General features: G+C 65.1%; 20 protein-coding genes. 1 reads left to right on the top strand and 19 read right to left on the bottom strand.

Translation table 11 applies throughout. The annotated features are described in order from the left end of the window. Positions 1-52 precede the first annotated feature (52 nt). Together QGV54_RS03180 and QGV54_RS03175 are read right to left on the bottom strand one after the other, a co-directional pair. Positions 53-637, bottom strand: coding sequence for a DsbA family protein (locus QGV54_RS03180; protein WP_281018307.1), 585 nt, complete (start codon positions 635-637; stop codon positions 53-55). A 5-nt stretch (positions 638-642) separates the two neighbouring features. Beyond that, complete coding sequence (locus QGV54_RS03175; protein ID WP_281018308.1) at positions 643-1,323, bottom strand: cupin domain-containing protein; 681 nt, start codon at positions 1,321-1,323, stop codon at positions 643-645. An 85-nt stretch (positions 1,324-1,408) separates the two neighbouring features. Between QGV54_RS03175 and QGV54_RS03170 the strand changes: the two genes are divergently transcribed. Then, positions 1,409-2,116, top strand: coding sequence for a hotdog fold domain-containing protein (locus QGV54_RS03170; RefSeq protein WP_281018309.1), 708 nt, complete (start codon positions 1,409-1,411; stop codon positions 2,114-2,116). Positions 2,117-2,141: 25 nt separating this feature from the next. Here the strand turns inward: QGV54_RS03170 and ureG are convergent, their stop codons facing one another. The 17 genes from ureG to QGV54_RS03085 form a co-directional block, all read right to left on the bottom strand. Further along, positions 2,142-2,762, bottom strand: a complete 621-nt coding sequence (gene ureG / locus QGV54_RS03165) for an urease accessory protein UreG (protein WP_281018310.1) — start codon at positions 2,760-2,762, stop codon at positions 2,142-2,144. Next, positions 2,759-3,445 (bottom strand): urease accessory UreF family protein, encoded by a 687-nt coding sequence (locus tag QGV54_RS03160; RefSeq protein ID WP_281018311.1) that lies wholly within the window; start codon positions 3,443-3,445, stop codon positions 2,759-2,761. The genes ureG and QGV54_RS03160 overlap by 4 nt, the downstream gene beginning before the upstream one ends. Further along, positions 3,435-3,992, bottom strand: a complete 558-nt coding sequence (locus tag QGV54_RS03155; protein ID WP_348637635.1) for an urease accessory protein UreE — start codon at positions 3,990-3,992, stop codon at positions 3,435-3,437. Before QGV54_RS03155 ends, QGV54_RS03160 begins: the two co-directional genes overlap by 11 nt. After that, positions 3,992-5,704 carry an urease subunit alpha gene (ureC, locus tag QGV54_RS03150; protein ID WP_281018313.1) on the bottom strand — a complete coding sequence of 571 codons (1,713 nt, stop codon included), beginning with the start codon at positions 5,702-5,704 and terminating at the stop codon, positions 3,992-3,994. Before ureC ends, QGV54_RS03155 begins: the two co-directional genes overlap by 1 nt. Beyond that, entirely contained in the window at positions 5,704-6,012 is a 309-nt protein-coding gene (locus tag QGV54_RS03145; RefSeq protein WP_281018314.1) for an urease subunit beta, read from the bottom strand. Before QGV54_RS03145 ends, ureC begins: the two co-directional genes overlap by 1 nt. An 11-nt stretch (positions 6,013-6,023) precedes the next feature. Then, the gene (locus QGV54_RS03140; RefSeq protein ID WP_281018315.1) at positions 6,024-6,326 is read right to left on the bottom strand and encodes an urease subunit gamma; all 303 of its coding nucleotides are present in this window, start codon (positions 6,324-6,326) and stop codon (positions 6,024-6,026) included. Between the two features lie 35 nt (positions 6,327-6,361). Beyond that, positions 6,362-7,240, bottom strand: coding sequence for an urease accessory protein UreD (locus QGV54_RS03135; protein WP_281018316.1), 879 nt, complete (start codon positions 7,238-7,240; stop codon positions 6,362-6,364). Further along, positions 7,215-7,910: an urea ABC transporter ATP-binding subunit UrtE gene (gene urtE / locus QGV54_RS03130; RefSeq protein WP_281018317.1), complete on the bottom strand. Its 696-nt coding sequence runs from the start codon at positions 7,908-7,910 to the stop codon at positions 7,215-7,217. The genes QGV54_RS03135 and urtE overlap by 26 nt, the downstream gene beginning before the upstream one ends. Positions 7,911-7,913: 3 nt before the next feature. Beyond that, entirely contained in the window at positions 7,914-8,660 is a 747-nt protein-coding gene (gene urtD / locus QGV54_RS03125; RefSeq protein ID WP_348637657.1) for an urea ABC transporter ATP-binding protein UrtD, read from the bottom strand. 14 nt (positions 8,661-8,674) lie between these two features. After that, positions 8,675-9,829 carry an urea ABC transporter permease subunit UrtC gene (urtC, locus tag QGV54_RS03120; RefSeq protein ID WP_348637658.1) on the bottom strand — a complete coding sequence of 385 codons (1,155 nt, stop codon included), beginning with the start codon at positions 9,827-9,829 and terminating at the stop codon, positions 8,675-8,677. Beyond that, entirely contained in the window at positions 9,829-11,436 is a 1,608-nt protein-coding gene (gene urtB, locus QGV54_RS03115; protein ID WP_281018320.1) for an urea ABC transporter permease subunit UrtB, read from the bottom strand. The genes urtC and urtB overlap by 1 nt, the downstream gene beginning before the upstream one ends. A gap of 135 nt (positions 11,437-11,571) precedes the next feature. Next, positions 11,572-12,843, bottom strand: a complete 1,272-nt coding sequence (gene urtA, locus QGV54_RS03110; protein WP_348637636.1) for an urea ABC transporter substrate-binding protein — start codon at positions 12,841-12,843, stop codon at positions 11,572-11,574. A gap of 265 nt (positions 12,844-13,108) precedes the next feature. Next, entirely contained in the window at positions 13,109-15,301 is a 2,193-nt protein-coding gene (locus tag QGV54_RS03105) for a hypothetical protein (protein WP_281018322.1), read from the bottom strand. Next, positions 15,298-15,786, bottom strand: coding sequence for a hypothetical protein (locus QGV54_RS03100; RefSeq protein ID WP_281018323.1), 489 nt, complete (start codon positions 15,784-15,786; stop codon positions 15,298-15,300). The genes QGV54_RS03105 and QGV54_RS03100 overlap by 4 nt, the downstream gene beginning before the upstream one ends. Then, positions 15,786-16,586 (bottom strand): hypothetical protein, encoded by an 801-nt coding sequence (locus QGV54_RS03095; RefSeq protein WP_281018324.1) that lies wholly within the window; start codon positions 16,584-16,586, stop codon positions 15,786-15,788. Before QGV54_RS03095 ends, QGV54_RS03100 begins: the two co-directional genes overlap by 1 nt. Next, positions 16,586-18,076: a hypothetical protein gene (locus tag QGV54_RS03090; RefSeq protein WP_281018325.1), complete on the bottom strand. Its 1,491-nt coding sequence runs from the start codon at positions 18,074-18,076 to the stop codon at positions 16,586-16,588. The genes QGV54_RS03095 and QGV54_RS03090 overlap by 1 nt, the downstream gene beginning before the upstream one ends. Then, positions 18,069-18,950, bottom strand: coding sequence for a hypothetical protein (locus tag QGV54_RS03085; protein WP_281018326.1), 882 nt, complete (start codon positions 18,948-18,950; stop codon positions 18,069-18,071). The genes QGV54_RS03090 and QGV54_RS03085 overlap by 8 nt, the downstream gene beginning before the upstream one ends. Positions 18,951-18,955 lie beyond the last annotated feature (5 nt).

Genomic DNA, 18,955 nt, shown 5'->3' with positions numbered 1-18,955 from the left:
GCAGGAGCATCGGGCTGTTCCGATCCGGCTGCGTGAACTCTGCCTGAGCCGTTCAGCGCGCCTGCTCGAGACGTTCGGCGACCAGATTCAGGCGGTCGCCGCCCCAGAACAGCTCACCGTCCAGAGTGATGCTCGGCACGCCGAACACGCCGGCGGCTTCGGCTCCGGCGCGCTGCCCGTCATGCAGCTTGCCGCCCTCGCCCTCGTACCACGCCGCGAACTCCGTGGTGTCGGCACCGATCTGTTTCAGCAGCGCCTCGATCACTTCCGGGTCGCTGGTTTCCAGATCGCGCTGGAAGAACCGCCTGAAGGCCGTACCGAGGTAGGGCCGGATCAGGCCCTGACGGTCGGCATAGGACATGCCGATCCCGGCGGGGCGTGAATCGAAGATCTTCTTTGGCCCGTAAAGCGTCAGCCCCTGACGGTTGGCCAGTCGGCGACAGTCCATGTAGGCGTATTTCACCTTGCGCCAGTTGTGCTCTGTCCGGACATCGACCGCGTCCAGATAGGTATCGATATGTAGGGTCAGATGACGCCAGATGAAAGGCTTGCCCCAGGCATCCTCCAGCCGACAGGTCTCGGCGTAGGCGAGAAAGGCATAGGGGCTCTTCACATCCGTGTAGCAGACGACTTCCATGATGCTCAGGCTGCCTCCTGCTTCGGCAAATGACCGGTCTTCACATAGAGCAGGCAACCGCCGTCCGACCTCGGCGCATGGTCCGTACCGTCCGCAAGACGGAACCAGGTTCCGGCCGGGTAGCTGCCGTTTTCATCCGCAATCTCGCCTTCGATGACGAAGACTTCCTCCCCGCCGTCATGGACATGATGCGGCACCGTGGTGCCGGGGGCGAGGCGGGAGAGGTAGATCGTCTCCGGGTAGCCAGGCTCGTCGAAGACCGTGAAACGCTGCCGCCCCGGTCCGGTCTCGTGCCAGCCGTCGGCATCCGTCGTATCCACGCGGCGGGTAGGCCGTTCCTCACCCGGATACTGGCAGAGCTTCACCAGCAGGGTGCAGCCGGTCTCGGTCTGCGGCTGGTGTCGTGACCCGGTCGGCAGCAGCGTGAAACTTCCCTTCGGGTAGCTGCCGAACTCGTCCGCGAAGACACCGTCCAGAACCAGCACCTCCTCCCCCAGCGGATGATCGTGCATCGGGAACCCGCAACCGGGATCGAACCGGACGATGGAGGTGACCATCCCCTTCTCCGTGTCGCCGACCAGTTCCAGGCGCTTGCGCCAGACACCCGGGGCCGGGCTGGCCTGCCACTCCAGGGCATTCGTGTCGACAACGGCGCTCTTGCGCCGGTCACCATGCAGGTCACTCATGTCCGTCACTGCCTTTCGCAAGGGTGTTCCTGGCCGCTAAACTACCGCAGCACGCACGCAAGACAAATGCTTCGGGGAGGGCAGGGTGCAAGAAATCATCATCAGCCGACGGTTCCAGGGACCGTCGCAATCCGCCAATGGCGGCTATGTCACCGGCCTGATGGCGGAACTGATCGATGGCCCGGCGGAGGTGACGCTGAAGGCACCGCCACCCCTGGAGAAGCCGCTGTACGTGAACGCCACGGACGATGGTTTCGCGATGATGGATGGCCAGACCGTGATCGCCACGGTACGCGGCGTCCCGGCAAAGCAGATGGACCTGCCGGACTGTCCTGATCCGGCCGCGACTGCCGCAGCCACGGCGCGCTATCCCGGACATGACCACAGTCCCATCCCGCACTGCTTCGTCTGCGGCTCGAAACGGGATGACGGCGATGCCCTGCGTGTCTTCACCGGCCCGGTGGAAGGCCGCGACATGGCGGCAGCGCCCTGGGTGCCACATGCCAACTTCGCCGATGAGTCGGGAACGGTTGCGAAGCGCTATCTGCTGGCCGCGCTCGACTGCCCCGGCGCCTGGGCCTGGTACGGCCAGACCGGTGGCCACATGCTGCTGGGAAGGATGCATTGCGAGACGCTGGGCAGTGTCTCGGCGGGCGAGGCCTGCACGGTAACCGCCTGGCCCATGGGACGCGATGGCCGCAAGGTCTGGGCCGGAACCGCCGTCCACAACGCGCAGGGGACCGTTGTCGCCTTCGGATATGCCACCTGGATCACGGTCGCGGAGGTCAGCTAGACCGCTCCCCCACCCGGGGACCGGTTCAGAGACCGCCGCGCGAAATGACGAAGTCCCGGATGGTGTCCACGCCGTCCCCATGCTTGACCCGGGCGAAGACATAGGGGCGGTCGCCCCGCTGCGCGGCCGCATCGCGATCCATGCGCCCCAGGTCAGCCCCCACCAGCTCCGCCAGGTCGGTCTTGTTGATGATCAGCATGTCGGAGCGCGTGATGCCGGGGCCGCCCTTCGCCGGGATCTTGTCACCCGCCGAAACATCGATGACATAGAGCGTGATGTCGGCCAGTTCCGGACTGAAGGTGGCAGCCAGGTTGTCGCCACCACTCTCGATCAGGATCACGTCCAGATCGGGGAAGCGGTCCCACATGTCGGCGACGGCGGCCAGGTTGATGGAGGCATCCTCCCGGATCGCCGTGTGCGGGCAGCCTCCGGTCTCCACCCCCATGATCCGTTCCGGTGGCAGTGCGCCGGTCCGGGTCAGGATTTCCGCATCTTCCTTGGTGTAGATATCGTTGGTGATGGCGGCGACAGAGAAGGAACGGCTGAGTTCCTTCGACAGTTGCTCCATCAGCGCCGTCTTGCCGGAGCCGACGGGACCACCGATGCCGACGCGCAGCGGACCATTGGGTGAAGCGGATGCAGTCATGATCGGAAGAGCCTCGTTCGTTGGGTTTCATGCTGCATCGACGCAATGTCGGCAGCCAGGCAGCAGGTGGCAATCTCGTCCAGGCTCGTGGCCATGGCAACGTCCGCAAGCGCCTCCAGTCGCGGTTCCACAAGACGCAGCAGGTGCAGCCCGTCGGTCTGGCCCAGCGGCACCAGCCGGACAATGGCCGAGATCAGGTTGGCGGCGAAGGCATGCAGATAGCCGACGATGACGGGCCGCAGCGCCAGTCCGTGCCCGGCAGCGGCAGCACCCACCGCAACCGGATAGGCTACCGGCGCAATCGCGGCACCGGCCCGCAACCCATCGATGGCCGGGGTCGGCCAGGCTGCGGCAATGGCGGTCAGGAACGCCCTGCCCTGTGCCTCCGTCTCCAGCGCCAGCTCCGATGTGGCGGTCAGGGCAACAGCTTCTTCCGCCACGTCGTGCAGGCGATGGCTGTCCCCGGCCGTCACGGCGCGCCACGCCTCCGCCAGCAGCACCGCATCCGACTTGCCACCACCATCTGTCAACAGGTCCAGCACCCAGTCACCGGCGGTGGCACGGTCGCGGATATGCTCCAGTTCGACCGCGCGCTCCAGCCCATGACTGTAGGTATAGGCCCCGACAGGAAAGGACGGCGACAGCCAGGTCAGCAGCCGTGGCAGGTCCGCGTCAGACGGCATTCGCAATATCCTCGGGCAGCAGTTCGCCATCGTCGCCCGCATGGTCATGGTCGTGATCGTGCGCATGCGCATGGCCGTGACTGTGGCCATGGTCATGACCATGCACCGGACCATGGCCATAGGCACCACCCTCCGGCGTGAAGGCCGCGGACAGATGTCTGGTCTCGCCCCCCAGGCCGCGCACCATGTCCTCGATCACATGATCGGAGCGGATACGCAGACGGTCGCCGTCCAGTTCCGTCGGCAGATGCCGGTTGCCGAGGTGCCAGGCAATGCGCATCAGCGCATCGGCATCCGGTGCGGTGATCTCCGTCAGTTGCTCCAGCGCGGGCAGCACGGCAACCGTCCGCCCGTCCGTCAGCCGCAGTCCGTCACCATCCTTCAGGTCCGGCACCTGCGCCAGATCAAGGACGAACGACAGGCCGTCACAGCCTTCGAGTTTCAGTCGCCGACGACGCCGATCCTCGATATCCAGAACAACGCGGTCGACCGCAGTCGCGGTGTCCCAGGTTCCGGCCTCCAGTACTTCGTGTGCGCGCAATCCCATCAGAACAGGAAATAGCGCTGCGCCATCGGCAATACATCCGCCGGTTCGCAGGTCAGCAGTTCACCGTTCGCCCGCACCTCGTAGGTCTCCGGATTCACCTCGATATCGGGCAGCGTGTCGTTCAGCACCATGGAGGCCTTGCCGATGCCGCCGCGCACGTTCTCGATGGCAACGCATTCCTTCGCCAGACCCAGCGAGGCACCGATACCCGCGTCCCGGGCGGCACCCGAGACGAAGGTGACGGAGGATGCGGTCATCGCCTTGCCGAAGCTGGCGAACATGGGGCGGTAGTGCACCGGCTGCGGCGTCGGGATCGACGCGTTCGGATCCCCCATCATGGCGGAGGCGATGCTGCCGCCCTTCAGGATCAGGTCCGGTTTCACGCCAAAGAAGGCCGGTGTCCAGACCACCAGATCGGCCAGCTTGCCGACCTCGACGGAGCCGATCAGGTTCGACATGCCATGCGCGATGGCCGGATTGATCGTGTACTTGGCGATATAGCGGCGGACGCGGAAATTGTCGTTGTCGCCGCTCTCCTCCGGCAACCGTCCGCGCTGGCGCTTCATCTTGTCCGCCGTCTGCCAGGTGCGAATGATGACCTCCCCCACCCGGCCCATCGCCTGACTGTCTGAGGCGATGATGGAGAACGCGCCCATGTCGTGCAGGATGTCTTCCGCCGCGATGGTCTCCCGCCGGATGCGGCTTTCGGCAAAGGCCACGTCCTCGGGGATGTTGCTGTCCAGGTGATGGCAGACCATCAGCATGTCCAGATGCTCGTCGATGGTGTTCACCGTGAAGGGGCGCGTCGGATTGGTGGACGACGGGATGACGTTCGGCTCGCCGCAGACCTTGATGATGTCCGGCGCATGGCCACCGCCCGCGCCCTCCGTATGGAAGGCATGAATCGTGCGGTTCTTGAACGACGCCACGGTGTTCTCGACGAAGCCGGATTCATTCAGCGTGTCGGTATGGATCATCACCTGCACGTCCATCTCGTCGGCCACCGACAGGCAGCAGTCGATGGCGGCGGGCGTGGTGCCCCAGTCCTCGTGCAGTTTCATGCTGCAGGCCCCGGCCAGCACCTGCTCGCGCAGCGCCTCCGGCGTGGAGGCATTGCCCTTGCCCGACAGGCCAAGATTGACCGGAAAGCTGTCGAAGGCCTGCAGCATCCGCCCGATGTGCCACGGGCCGGGCGTGCAGGTCGTGGCATTGGTGCCGGTCGCCGGACCGGTGCCGCCGCCCAGCATGGTGGTGACACCGCTGGTCAGCGCCTCCTCGATCAGTTGCGGGCAGATGAAATGGATATGGGCATCGAAACCACCGGCGGTGATGATCTTGCCCTCACCCGCGACGGCCTCCGTCCCGGGACCGACGATGATGTCGACGCCAGGCTGGGTATCCGGGTTGCCGGCCTTGCCGACGCCGACGATGCGTCCGTCGCGGATGCCGATGTCGGCCTTGATGATGCCGGTGTGATCGACGATCAGCGCATTGGTGATGACCGTGTCCACGGCGCCCCCGGCGCGGGAGACCTGGGACTGGCCCATGCCGTCACGGATGACCTTGCCGCCGCCGAACTTCACTTCCTCGCCGTAGATGGTGCGGTCTTCCTCCACCTCCACGAACAGCTCCGTATCCGCCAGCCGGACCTTGTCCCCGACGGTGGGGCCGAACATGTCCGCATAGGCGGCACGATTGATCCTGTAGGCCATCAGTCGAGATCCCCCATGATCTTCTGATTGAAGCCGAAGACGCGGCGGTCCCCGGCCAGCGGCACCAGCGTCACGTCACGGGACTGGCCCGGTTCGAACCTGACCGCGGTCCCTGCCGGAATGTCGAGGCGCATGCCGCGCGCCTTCTCCCGGTCGAATTCGAGGCCCGGATTGGTTTCCTGGAAATGGTAGTGGCTGCCGACCTGCACCGGCCGGTCGCCGGTGTTGGCAACGGACAGCGTCACGGTCTCGGCACCTTCGTTGAGGACGATCTCGCCCTCAGCCGCAATGATTTCACCCGGTATCATGCTGCCCTCCCTCAACGGATCGGTTCGTGGACGGTGACCAGCTTGGTCCCGTCGGGGAAAGTGGCCTCGACCTGCACGTCATGGATCATCTCCGCGATGCCTTCCATGACCTGATCGCGGCTGATCACGGTGGCGCCTGCCGACATCAGGTCGGCAACCGAGCGGCCATCCCGCGCGCCCTCCACCACGAAGTCGGAAATCAGGGCGATGGCTTCCGGGTAGTTCAGCTTCACGCCGCGTTCCAGCCGCCGTCGGGCCACCATGGCAGCCACGGAGATGAGCAGCTTGTCCTTCTCCCTCGGTGTCAGGTTCATGTCTGTCGCCTCCCCTTCGCGTCGTCGTGGAACGCCTAGATTCGGAATACCGCAGGCAGCCGTTCCGGATGCCCCATGATTGCGTGTCGCAGTGCCGGGAGCAAACGGGCAAGAATGCCGCGCATGCCGTCGCCGTCGGTCGCCAGGATACGCCCCAGCACAAGACCCTGCCGCAGCGTGGCCCCGGCGTGCGCACCGCCCAGGTCCCGGATCAGGCCCAGCAGCATCTCCGTCATCCCTGCCGGTGCCTGCAGGATCAGGCTGGCCCAGGACTCCGCGCCGCCCAGCAGAGCAGGCCGGAGGCGCTGTTCACGGATTGCCGCGCCAAGTTCGAAGGCATCGTGCAGGATCAGCCGTCCGTCACGCCGCACCCGCCAGTGATCGCGCACCAGCCCTTCCGCCACCGTCTCACCCATGGCCTTGCGGCCCAGAATGACGGTTTCGGCGGCCAGGAACCGCGCGCCATCGGCCAGATCGACATCGGTGCTGCGGTTCATCCGTCCGCCGTCGAACAGGATCGTCTCCTGCGGCAGCCATTCCGCCCGTGCGTCCTTCGACACCTTCAGCCGGTTGCGCACCCGCGCGTCACCGCCGGAGCTGCGGTAGACCCGCTCCGCCGCCTGGGTGCTGACGCAGGCGATCGCGGATCCCTGCCAGGCCACGTCGGTCGAAACATCATCGCCGCCGGTCAGACCGCCCGCGGTATTGATCAGCACAGCCGTCTTCGGATCACCGGCATAGCAGTTGGGCAGACGGGCCTTCATGCAGCCCTGTTGATGGAGGTCGGCCAGCGCCGTCCGTGCGCCTACCCCCAGGAAGGCGACACGGGCCACACCGACCGACCGGGGCGGACCGGCGCGGCCTGCCGTGGGCGCCGGTTCCACCGTTTCAGACTGTGAGATGGGCTCTGACATCATCCTCGTTCATCTCGTCAGCCTTGCCGGAGAGCACGATTTCGCCCCGATCCATGACATGGAACGTGTCGGCGAGCTCCTTTGCAAACTCGAAATACTGCTCGACCAGCAGAATCGCCATGTCACCCCTGTCGCGCAGCAGGCTGATGACCCGGCCAATGTCCTGGATGATGGACGGCTGAATGCCTTCCGTGGGTTCATCGAGCAGGAGCACCCTTGGCCGTGTGACCAGTGCGCGGGCGATGGCCAGTTGCTGCTGCTGACCACCCGACAGGTCACCGCCACGCCGACCCAGCATGTCCTTCAGCACCGGAAACAGGTCGAACAGTTCCTCCGACACGTGCCGATCCGAAGCCTTCAGACAGGCGTAGCCGGTCTCAAGATTCTCCCGCACGGTCAGCAGGGGGAAGATCTCCCGCCCCTGCGGCACGAAGGCGATCCCCTCCCGCGCCCGCTCGAACGGTCGCATCCGGTCGACCGGCTTGCCGTCCAGCGCAATGCTGCCGGACATGATGCCCTGCTGTCCGACGATGGCGCGCAGGGTCGAGGTCTTGCCGACACCGTTGCGGCCCATCAGACAGGTCACCTTGCCCGGTTCCGCTGTGAGTGAAACACCCCACAGTGCCTGGGAGGCGCCGTAGGAGAGGTTGATTTCGTTCACTTCCAGCATGGTTCAGCGCCCCAGATAGACTTCGATGACGCGCTTGTCGGCGCTGACCGTGTCCAGCGATCCCTCGGCCAGGACGGAGCCTTCATGCAGCACCGTGACCTTGACACCCAGATCGCGGACGAAGGTCATGTCATGTTCGACAACCACCACCGAATGGTTCTCCGCGATTTCCTTCAGCAGGCGCGCGGTTTCGGCGGTCTCGTCATCGGTCATGCCCGCCGCCGGTTCGTCCACCAGCAGCAGCTTCGGGTCCTGGGCCAGCAGCATCCCGATCTCCAGCCACTGCTTCTGTCCGTGGCTGAGCGATCCGGCGATCTCGTTGGCGTGATCGCCCAGACGGGTGATCCCCAGGATCTCGTCGATGCGCCGCCTGGACTCGTTCGACAGCATCCAGAGCAGGCTTGAACGCACCGAGCGGTCCGCCTTCAGCGCAAGTTCCAGATTGTCGTGCACGGTCTGGGTCTCGAAGACCGTCGGCTTCTGGAACTTGCGACCGATCCCGAGTTCGGCGATCGCCGCCTCGTCATGCTTGGTCAGATCGACACTGCCCTCGAAGACCACCTGACCGGAGTCGGGCCGGGTCTTGCCGGTGATGATGTCCATCATCGTGGTCTTGCCTGCCCCGTTGGGGCCGATGATCGCGCGCATCTCGCCCGCATCGAGCACCAGCGACAGGTCGTTCAGCGCACGAAAGCCGTCGAAGGAGACGTTGACACCATCCAGATACAGGATGCTGTCGGCCATGGAGATGTTCAGGGACTGGTTCATGACCGGCCCTCCATGGCGCGGGCTTCCCGCCAGTTCCTGATCTTCGTCATTATGGGCGACGGCCCGCCGTCACCGCTGCCGTTGATGGCACCGACGATGCCGCGCGGCAGGAACAGGGTGACGAAGACGAACAGCCCGCCCAGTGCGAACAGCCAGATCTCCGGCAGGGCACCGGTCAGGTACGTCTTGGCATAGTTCACCAGGATCGCGCCGATGACGGCCCCGTAGAGCGTGCCACGACCGCCAACCGCCACCCAGACCACGACCTCGATGGAATTCGCGGGCGTGAACTCGCTGGGGTTGATGATGCCGACCTGCGGCACATAGAGCGCCCCGGCGACACCGGCCATGCAGGCCGAGAGGGTGAAGACGGCCAGCTTGTAGCGGTCCACCCGATAGCCGAGGAACCGGGTCCGGGATTCCGCATCGCGGATCGCGGTGATGACCTTGCCGTACTTGGAGCGTGTGACCGCCTTGCAGATCAGGAACCCGAGACCGAGCGCCGCCGCCGAGGCGAAGAGCAGCCCGACCCGTGTCCCGTCGTTCTGCAGGTCGAAACCGAGCAGATCCTTGAAGTCCGTCAGACCGTTGTTGCCGCCGAAACCCATGTTGTTGCGGAAGAAGGCAAGCATCAGCGCATAGGTCATGGCCTGCGTGATGATCGACAGATAGACGCCCGTGACCCGGCTGCGGAACGCGAACCAGCCGAAGATGAAGGCCAGCAGGCCCGGGACGAAGACGATCATGATCGCCGCGAACCAGAACATGTCGAAGCCATGCCAGTACCAGGGCAGTTCCGAATAGTTCAGGAACACCATGAAATCGGGCAGTTCCGGATTGCCGTAGACGCCCCGGTCACCGATCTGGCGCATCAGGTACATGCCCATGGCATAGCCGCCGAGCGCGAAGAACGCGCCGTGTCCCAGGCTGAGAATGCCGCAGAAGCCCCAGATCAGATCCACCGACAGCGCCAGCAGCGCATAGGTCAGATACTTGCCGATCAGGCTGACCAGATAGGTCGGCGCATGCAGCGCATGCCCCACCGGCATCAGCAGGTTGGACAGGGCCAGCAGCAGGATCAGACCGAACAGGATGCCGAGGAAGATCATGCCGCCACGGTCGAAGGCACGGAAGACGAGGCCACGCATGATCATGACTCCACCGCCCGTCCCTTCAGCGCGAACAGGCCGCGCGGACGCTTCTGGATGAACAGGATGATGGCCACCAGCACCAGGATCTTGGCCAGCACTGCCCCTGCATAGGGTTCAAGGAACTTGTTCGCGATACCCAGACTGAGCGCGCCTACCAGCGTGCCCCAGAGGTTCCCGACCCCGCCGAAGACGACCACCATGAAACTGTCGATGATGTAGGACTGGCCAAGGTTGGGACTGACGTTGTCGATCTGGCTCAGCGCTACCCCCGCCATGCCGGCAATGCCGGAACCGAGGCCGAAGGTGAGCGCGTCGACGCGGTCCGTGCGAATGCCCATGGCGCCCGCCATGCGGCGGTTCTGCGTCACCGCCCGCATCTGAAGCCCCAGCGGCGTGCGCTTCAGCACCAGCATCAGCATGGCCAGCACCACCAGCGCGAAGACGATGATCCAGATACGGTTGTAGGTCAGCGTCATCTCGCCGAGCTGCACCGCGCCGGACATGAAGTCGGGATTGCCGACTTCCTTGTTCGTCGGCCCGAAGATGGAGCGGACAAGCTGCTGGATGATCAGGCTGACGCCCCAGGTGGCGAGCAGGGTCTCCAGCGCGCGTCCGTAGAGATAGCGGATGACGGTACGTTCGATCAGGACGCCCACGGAACCCGAGACAAGGAAGGCCAGTGGCACCGCGATGGCCAGGGAGAACTCGAACATCCCCGGTGCGTTGTTGCGGATGATTTCCTGCACCACATAGGTCGTGTAGGCGCCCAGCATCACCATCTCGCCATGGGCCATGTTGATGACCCCCATGACGCCGAAGGTGATCGCAAGCCCGATGGCTGCCATCAGCAGCACCGAGCCGAGGCTGATGCCGTAGTAGATGTTCTGCGCCGTGGACCAGAGAGCCAGCGCCGCCTCGATGCTGGCGATGCCGTCGGCGGCGGCGGCCTTGACCGGGTCGGAGGCAGTGTCGGGAATACCCTTCAGCAGGGACATGGCATCCCGCCCGCCCCGGTCCGCCAGGGACTCGATTGCCGCGATCTTGGTCGCGTCATCGAGATCCGACAGCAGGATGGAGGCCGCCTGGGCCTCCTCCATGGCGGTGCGGATCGCCGCGTCCTTTTCCGCCGCGATGGCCTGCCCAAGTGCCTCGACGGCATTCGGATCAGGGCTCTTGAACAGGGACTGGGCCGCAGCGGCACGCACGGAGGGATCAGGCGAGAGCAGCGTCAGGCTGCCAAGCGCACCACGCAGCGCGCGGCGCATGTTGTTGTTGATCCCGATCTTCCGCGCATCGCGCCGACCCACGTTCTCGACGAACTCACCGGTGAGCGGATCGATCAGATCGGTCCCGGATTCGGCCTTGCGGGCGATGAAGACCTTGTCGTCGGATTTCCGGTAGTAGAGGTCACCGTCCGAGAGGGCCTGCAGCGGGGCGACAGCGAGGGGGTCGCCGGTTGCGGCAATGGCGTTGACGGTCTGCTCCATCGCGGCGTAGTCGCGCGTATGAAGCTGGTCAATGAGCCCTGGCAGATCATCCGGGTCCGCTGCGAGAGCCGGCAGGCCACAGCAGAGCGCGATCATCAGGGCGAGAAGGCGGGCAATCATGCGCCGGTCTCGCTTGTTGGCAATGGAGAAACTGGGGGTAAGGTCTTCGTCGGCATTCGTTCAGATGGTCGGGGTGGCGACCGGCCGGTTCGGCAGAAACCGGCAGCCGCCACCCCTTCCGTCAGATCACGTGGATCAGTACGTCGGCTTCTCGCAGCCACCGCACACCCACGGGTAGGTCCAGTCAGCCGTCAGCTTGGCGCTTTCGGGGATGAAATCGGACCAGGCATCGCCAACGACGACACCATCCGTGGACCAGACCGTCTGGATCTGGCCATCATCCTGGATCTCGCCGATCACGACCGGCTTCGACAGGTGGTGGTTGGTGTTCATCACCGCGATACCGCCGGTCAGGTTCGGAACGGTCTGGCCGTACATGGCCTGACGCACGGCATCGACGTCGGTCGTGCCGGCCTGCTGCACCGCCTGCACCCACATCTTGAAGCCGATGTAATGTGCTTCCATCGGGTCGTTGGTGACGCGGTCCTCGTTGCCGATGAACGCATGCCACTTGGAGATGAACGCGTCGTTCTCCGGCGTGTCGATGCTCATGAAGTAGTTCCACGCGGCCAGATGACCAACCAGCGGACCGGTATCGATACCAGCCAGCTCTTCCTCACCGACGGAGAAAGCGACGACCGGGATGTCTTCGGCCTTGATGCCCTGGTTGCCCAGTTCCTTGTAGAACGGAACGTTGGCGTCACCGTTGATGGTGGAGACCACGGCAGTCTTCTTGCCAGCGGAGCCGAACTTCTTGATGTCGGCCACGATGGTCTGCCAGTCGGAATGACCGAACGGCGTATAGTTGATCATGATGTCCTCAGCCGGAACGCCCTTGGCCTTCAGGTAGGATTCCAGGATCTTGTTGGTGGTGCGCGGGTAGACATAGTCGGTACCGGCCAGCACCCAACGCTCCACACTTTCGGTCTTCATCAGGTAATCCACTGCCGGGATCGCCTGCTGGTTCGGCGCAGCACCGGTGTAGAACACGTTGCGGCTGCTTTCCTCACCTTCGTACTGCACCGGATAGAACAGCATGCTGTTCAGTTCCTCGAAGACCGGCAGCACCGACTTGCGGGACACACTGGTCCAGCAGCCGAAGACGACCGAGGTGCCATTGACCTCGATCAGCTCACGTGCCTTTTCCGCGAACAGCGGCCAGTTGGACGCCGGATCGACCACCACGGCCTCCAGCTGCTTGCCCAGCAGACCACCCTTCTTGTTCTGGTCGTCGATCAGCATCAGCATGACGTCCTTCAGGGTCGTCTCGCTGATTGCCATCGTGCCCGACAGCGAATGCAGGATACCGACCTTGATCGTATCCGCTGCCTGTGCCGCACCGGTCGTCAGACCGATCGCCAGAGCACTCACTGCTGCCAGGGCTTTCACCCTCCCAAATCCAAACATTGTCGTAACCACCTCCTGTAAACGACCAGATTGTCCCGCTTACATTTCCAAGAGATGTGCCAGCGCCCAAAATTTCAGCGACTTTTATTTTTCTCCTTTCAAACCAATATGATGACCGGCAGCACATTGGCCTTCAGACGCAATTTCAAGGCAGGGTGAAGCCCATATTTCTTGCATATGTTTAAAATAGAGGCATTTTTTGCCAAAGGGTCACAGGTGCCTGTTTTTCGCGCAGAACTCCCTGCTGCACTGTCGCCTGAAACCTTCAGTTCAGCGCATCCAGGCCCCATAGCGTGATCGTCGGCGGCCGGAAGCTGCGGGCATGATGCACCTCGATCCGGACCTGACGATCCAGCCGTCGGGGGATGCCAAGCCGAAGCGTTCCGGAGGCCGTGCGCCATTCGACAATGCGGATCAGATCGCCATCGTCGATGGCCTGCACGACGTCCCCCGCGAAGTCGCCTCTCTCGAAGGTCCCGGACGGCGCACCATAGGCGGCAACCAGTTCCTCCAGCACTGCCTGGAAGTCGTTCTGCAACCCGGCAGCGTCCCCGGGGTTCGAGGGATCGATGATCAGGGCCGCCATGCGGAACCGCGCGCCCTTGTGCAGCAGGGCGAGACGCTGGCGCAGTGCGACGTTGGCCAGAACGGGGGTTTCATAGACGATCAGACCCTCCGCCTGCGCCTGGCCGCCGCGCAGACCCGCATCGGTCAGGTTCTGCAGCACGGCTTGCAGGGAACTGTTGGGGGCCAGTGCGGCAAGATCGAAGACGCCGCTCTCCTGCGGCACCTCGACGGCGGCGAAGCCTTGCTGTCCCGCCTGCGGGGCATCGAACAATCCGCTGCCGGGGGGCTTGTCGAAGCTGAAGGTATAGCGGGCAGCCAGCTTCAGCGGCTGGCTTGCCTGTGCGGCCTCTCTGGCCGTGACACTGAAATCGGCTTCCAGGGCGAAGGCATGGCGGCCCTGCTGCCAGTTGAGGCTGCCGTTGAGGCTGCTGGTCACGGTATCGGCCCCTGCGGCCTCGCGGGTCTGCTTCGCGAACCGGTAGGTGGCACGCGCCGACAGGCCGCCCCGCTCGACGCTGGCACCCAGCCCCAGGATCAGTTCGTCACCTTCCGCATTGCCGCCGTTGGTGCGGCGCCATGACAGGCTGGGGGACAGGGTGCCGACCACATCACCATGGGTGAAGCTTCTGTCGACACCGACGGTTGCCGTGCCCGACAGGGTCGGTTCGGCATTCAGCGCGCGGATTGCCTGCACCTGATAGCCGACCCGACCGAAGAGATTGTTCGGCAGGGGTGCCGACAGGTTGGCCGACGCCGCATGTGTCGTTGTCCTGACCGTACCCGCCGCGTTCGCCGTCCGGATGACGGAAGCATCGAAGGTGCCGTTCAGCACCGTGCCGAAGCCCGGATCCAGCGGACCTGCCAGGTTGAGACCGGAACTGATGGTATCCGTGTGATTGGCGCGGCCAAATCCGTCACGATCCCAGCGTGCCCGCCCGCGCATGGCCAGCCCGCTGTCGAACCGCCAGCCGGCGTTGCCCGAAAGGCTGCGCCGGCCTGCGGTCACCGCCGCACCGTTCGGGCGGTAATCACTGTCGAACTGGTCGAACCTGACGCTGTAATCCAGCGGCATGGACTGGTCACGGCCCCGGATCTCGGTGAACAAACCAGCCCCCGTGTCGTCGAGCCGGTTGCCCGCAAGATCATCACCGAACAGGAATCCGACCTCCCCCTTCCACTCCAGCGACTGTCCCCGCAGACCGAATGCACGGTCGGCGGCAACACTGCCGACGGTCTGCACCCGCTCCACCGCCACATTGTTGGCCCCTGCATCCAGCCGGTTGGTGACCAGACTGAAGGCCAGGTTGCCGCCCCGGCCCTGACTCATCAGCCACGACGCCCCGATCGTCTGGTCATCGTTGAAATCCACCTGCCGGTAGGTGGCCTGATTGATGCCCCAGAACCCGATGATCGAATGCTGCCAGCCGGGCAGGATGCCGATGCGGGGCTGCACCTCCACCTGCAGCCCCTTCAGGCTGCGCTGCGACGTGCGTGCGGTGGTCAGCGCGAAGATGTCGCCTGCCTCCAGCCTGAACGGCACCGCCCCGTCACCCTTCTCCCACTCCGCTTTCGCGCGCTCCGCCACGAAGCCATCGAAATTGCTGCGGAAGGGATTGTCCACCAGCACGCCGAAGAACTGCCCGCTGAAACGCTCGAACGGCGAGATCTGGCGCGACAGGTTCAGGTCCGCCTCCATGAAACCGAAGGTCGTGCGCTCCGCGAACGGACTCTGCGCCGGGTCGCCCGCATCGGAATAGCCTTCCAGCGCCGCCGTCAGGCTGCCGCCGATCTGCCAGTCGCGCAGGACTTCCTGCGCGCCGCTGCCGAACGGAAACAGGGCTGCAGGCGCAGCGCAGAGCAGCATCCAGGCGCTGTGGCGTTGCAGCCTCACTCGGCCAGTTCCTCGGTGATACGCAGGAAGAATTCGTTCTGGCCACGCAACTGCCGGAAGCCCCGCGCCGGGTCATTGAACTCGATCTGCGTGTCGGCGGTCAGCGAGACGATGGAGGTGATCTCCGTCCGGCCGTTCGCCCCGGTGCCCTGAAACTGCTGCACCGTCTGGACACCGCGAATGCCGAGCACCCGGATCTCCGCATCCTGCGGCACATCCTCGATCATGGAATCGAGCAGACGCTGGCGGTCCTGGAAATCCGGCGCGAGGACATCATCAAGCTGCCCGTCCGACCAGGCAGCCAGCACCTCCTCGGCTGCCGCCTTCGCGGCCTGGGCATCGATGACCTGCGGTGTCTCGACCGGCACCGTGCCCTCCGGCGTCGCCTCCGGCGTGGCAATGGCGCGAAACCCGCGAATGTCCTGGGCCGAAGCGGTCGCGGCCAGCAGGCCGCCCAGAATGACGAAAGGAACCAGTTTCAGCATCACTGCACCACCAGATTGACAACCGTCACCGAGAACTCGGTGAAACCGATGGGGGTCAGCGTGAACGTGCCCTCCACGGTCACGCCGTTGTTGGCCTGCAACACGATCCGCACCGTCTGCGCGGCCACGAACGGGTTGATGAAGATGAACCCGCCCGCCGGATCGATGATCCGCCAGACCGGCACGGTCGCATCGGGGAAGATCGTCACCGTCTCGTCCCCCTGGACCGTCAGATCCAGCGCGCCAGGGCTGTACTGGAAGATCAGGAAGGCACCATCGACGCTCTGGCCGGCAAAGATCCGGCAGTCCAGCGTCACCGGGTCCACAACCATGTTGACGAAGCGCAGGTCCGGCGGTGCCGTCGGCGAAAGCTGGCCCTGCAGCGTCTGGCCAATGCAGGCGTCCAGTCCGGCACCGTTGTTGTTGCCGTTGTCGTTGTTGTTCAGGTCATCGACCGCGACCTGCTGCACGATGCCGTTCACGGTCGCATTGTTGATCGGGTCCTCGGTATTGAACGGGTTGTTGCCGTTCTTCGGGTCGATGCGGAACAGTTCCACATTCGTGATCACACGGCGCAGCTCGGTCTTGGTATTGGCGTCCGGCGGCGGCACCACGTTCAGCTTGTTGAGGATCTGCTGCACCTCATCGCGGCTGAGGGTGTTGAACTGGTCATCCGTTGGCAGGATCGGACTGTCGTTGCGGCTGTCGCCGGTCAGGTCGGCGGCACCGGCACCGGCGACCGCCAGACCGAGGAGCAACAAAACCGCAGCCGCCGCACGTGCAATTCCGGACACATCCATCACTGTCCCTCCCCCGCCGCACGGACCAGCCTGACCCCCAGGGTCGGGAACTGGCCCAGTGTCGCCTCATTGACGTCCATCTCCACCGCGTTGGTGCAGGTGGCAAACCCGTCGCCGATGGGTGTCAGGCGGGTGGATCCGAAGGCGATGCTGCCGAAACCGCTTTCCAGCGACCACTGGCAGGCCAGATCGAATGGCGCCAGGCCGGAAATGCCGGAAATGCTGGCGGTCACGGGATGGGAAACACCCTGCCGGTAGATTTCCGGGATCTCCAGGCTGACGCGGGGAGCGATCGCCCCGAGCTGATTCGGGTTGATGCGCGCGACCTCCCGGCCATCCCCGTCAACGATGGCGACATGGCGTATGGCCGTGGTCGCCCCGAACTGCCTGCTGGCGACCCAGCCGGTGCCGTCCCGTCCGAAGATCTCGTCAAAATCACCGTCCGAGGTGACGTAGCGCGCGACATAGCGATCCATCTGTGCCTCACCCTCGATCAGCAGTCGCCAGATGAAGCCGTTGGCACCCAGGTTGTCGATCACCAGCAGCGCATCGTTCAGCGTGAAGACGCTCGCCTCCCCCTGCACGATGGGGGTGCCGGGCACGGGAGAGAGGTTCGTGGTCTCGGCGGCACTGGCCCGCAGGAACGGACGCAGCGCGGCGGAGAGCTGTTCCTCCAGCAGGCGCGGACGGACGATGGCCGCCGACTGAAGCCCCTTCGCCATCAGCAGGCCGCCCCCCTGGGACTGCTGGATACCGAAGGCGGGGGCCGAGGCGGGCGCGAAGCTGCGGCTGCTGCCGTCCCTGAAGCGCACGTCCAGCCGGATCTCCGTGCCCAGCGCGTCGGCGATCCGGAACAGGTCATGCGGGCCGGGACCGAACTCTCCTGCGACGCCTTCCCTCCGGCCCACCAGATCAACACCCACCACCGGCGGCGGACGGAACAGGACATCCTCTGCCGCCTCGAACAGGATGTCTGTGCCGCGCCGGATCTCGACTTCCAGCGTGACCGCCAGCCCCTGCGAACGGATGACGTCGACCATGGGCGGCGCACTGACCGGGATGGCGAGCGGCGTTCCCCCGGCCTGGGCGTCCAGGTCGCCCTGCTGATAGATGCGTCCGCCCGTGCGGGCCCGCCATTTCACCTTGAGCCCGGAATCCGCAGGCAACGGCCCCTGGACCAGAAGCTCCGCGGTGAAGGCCTCGTCGGCGAACGGACGCCGTTCCGTGATCACCAGCCGGGCGCGGCTCAGGGTCGGTTCCAGCACATCCACCAGCGACCCGGCGAGGCTTCCGGCGGGCGCGATGGCGACCTCGGCCTCACCTGCCTCCCCCGTGCCGGTCAGCACGATGGTCTGACGGCCATCGACAAGGCCAAGCGGTCCCCGGCGAAGATCGATGCGCACGGCTTCCGGGCGGTTCACCCGGGCCAGGAACTCCCGATCCGCCCCGACGAGGCGGGCAATCAGGTCAAGCTCCAGCCGGTCATCCAACGCGCCGGGTCCGGTGATCAGGTGACGCTCCGAACGCGGTGCCGAGCTGCAGCCCGGCCAGACCCAGCACCTCGATCTGCTGCTCGGGGCTGCCCTGGGCATAGCCGACCCGCAGGTCCTCATCGTCATTGACCAGAACGCTGCCATTGCCACCGTCACAGACGACCGTGTCGAACCGGGCCCCCTTGCCGGAAACCGTCGGGAACGGAAATGCGCCCGCGCTGCCGGGCACCAGATGATTGCGCCGGGCGTCGAACGTGTAGCCGCCACCGACATTCAGGCCGCGGCCGAGCCGGTCGGTGATGTCGACGCTGCGCTGTCCGAACCTGATGGAGACCCGCCGCTTCTGGCGCAGGGTCTCCCGCGCACCGGCACTGGTCGTGCGGGTACTGGAGCGGGTGCACTCCCCGTCCCGGACACGGAACGCCATCGCGGTGACGCGCACCGGAAGGCCATGCGGCAGATCGGTGATCTCCGCCGTCTCCTGATCCGCAGCGATCTGGCGCAGGAACTGGCGGTCATGGCCATAGGTCACAAGCACGGAACCCGCATCAATATGCTCATCGGGCCGCAGGACATCCGATGCGCGCGGCGGGATGAATGCGGAGAGATCCAGTATCGAGGGCTCCGGCAGAGCCAACGGCGGCAGGCCGTCCGTCCCGATCTCGCAGACCGTCCCGGCCAGCCGCTCCGCCATGCGATCCGTCTCCGCCGTGTAGCTGGCGACGTTGTTGCTGACGAATGTCCGCAGCAGGTCACCGATCCGCTGCGGCCCTTCCTCGATCTTCGCCGCAAGCTGTCCCTGAGCCAGGACCGGCGCCGCGAGCAGCACAGGCAGGAACCCGAGCCCGGCGAGAAGGCATCTGAATGTCATGCGCA

It is taken from the genome of Minwuia sp. IMCC3060, from assembly GCF_029909435.1.
Lineage (GTDB): Bacteria > Pseudomonadota > Alphaproteobacteria > Minwuiales > Minwuiaceae > Minwuia.
Note: the sequence above shows the minus strand (reverse complement) of the source record. Positions and strands in the feature narration are given on the sequence as shown.

Bases quoted from the DNA above. Each gene is read 5' to 3' on its own strand.
- QGV54_RS03100 (WP_281018323.1), bottom strand. From the start codon at position 15,786: ATGCTGAAACTGGTTCCTTTCGTCATTCTGGGCGGCCTGCTGGCCGCG.
- QGV54_RS03145 (WP_281018314.1), bottom strand. From the start codon at position 6,012: ATGATACCGGGTGAAATCATTGCGGCTGAGGGCGAGATCGTCCTCAAC.
- QGV54_RS03085 (WP_281018326.1), bottom strand. From the start codon at position 18,950: ATGACATTCAGATGCCTTCTCGCCGGGCTCGGGTTCCTGCCTGTGCTG.
- QGV54_RS03180 (WP_281018307.1), bottom strand. From the start codon at position 637: ATGGAAGTCGTCTGCTACACGGATGTGAAGAGCCCCTATGCCTTTCTC.
- QGV54_RS03095 (WP_281018324.1), bottom strand. From the start codon at position 16,586: ATGGATGTGTCCGGAATTGCACGTGCGGCGGCTGCGGTTTTGTTGCTC.
- QGV54_RS03155 (WP_348637635.1), bottom strand. From the start codon at position 3,992: ATGGGATTGCGCGCACACGAAGTACTGGAGGCCGGAACCTGGGACACC.
- QGV54_RS03140 (WP_281018315.1), bottom strand. From the start codon at position 6,326: ATGAACCTGACACCGAGGGAGAAGGACAAGCTGCTCATCTCCGTGGCT.
- QGV54_RS03135 (WP_281018316.1), bottom strand. From the start codon at position 7,240: ATGTCAGAGCCCATCTCACAGTCTGAAACGGTGGAACCGGCGCCCACG.
- ureC (WP_281018313.1), bottom strand. From the start codon at position 5,704: ATGGCCTACAGGATCAATCGTGCCGCCTATGCGGACATGTTCGGCCCC.
- urtB (WP_281018320.1), bottom strand. From the start codon at position 11,436: ATGATTGCCCGCCTTCTCGCCCTGATGATCGCGCTCTGCTGTGGCCTG.
- QGV54_RS03175 (WP_281018308.1), bottom strand. From the start codon at position 1,323: ATGAGTGACCTGCATGGTGACCGGCGCAAGAGCGCCGTTGTCGACACG.
- urtE (WP_281018317.1), bottom strand. From the start codon at position 7,910: ATGCTGGAAGTGAACGAAATCAACCTCTCCTACGGCGCCTCCCAGGCA.
- QGV54_RS03160 (WP_281018311.1), bottom strand. From the start codon at position 3,445: ATGCCGTCTGACGCGGACCTGCCACGGCTGCTGACCTGGCTGTCGCCG.
- ureG (WP_281018310.1), bottom strand. From the start codon at position 2,762: ATGACTGCATCCGCTTCACCCAATGGTCCGCTGCGCGTCGGCATCGGT.
- urtA (WP_348637636.1), bottom strand. From the start codon at position 12,843: ATGTTTGGATTTGGGAGGGTGAAAGCCCTGGCAGCAGTGAGTGCTCTG.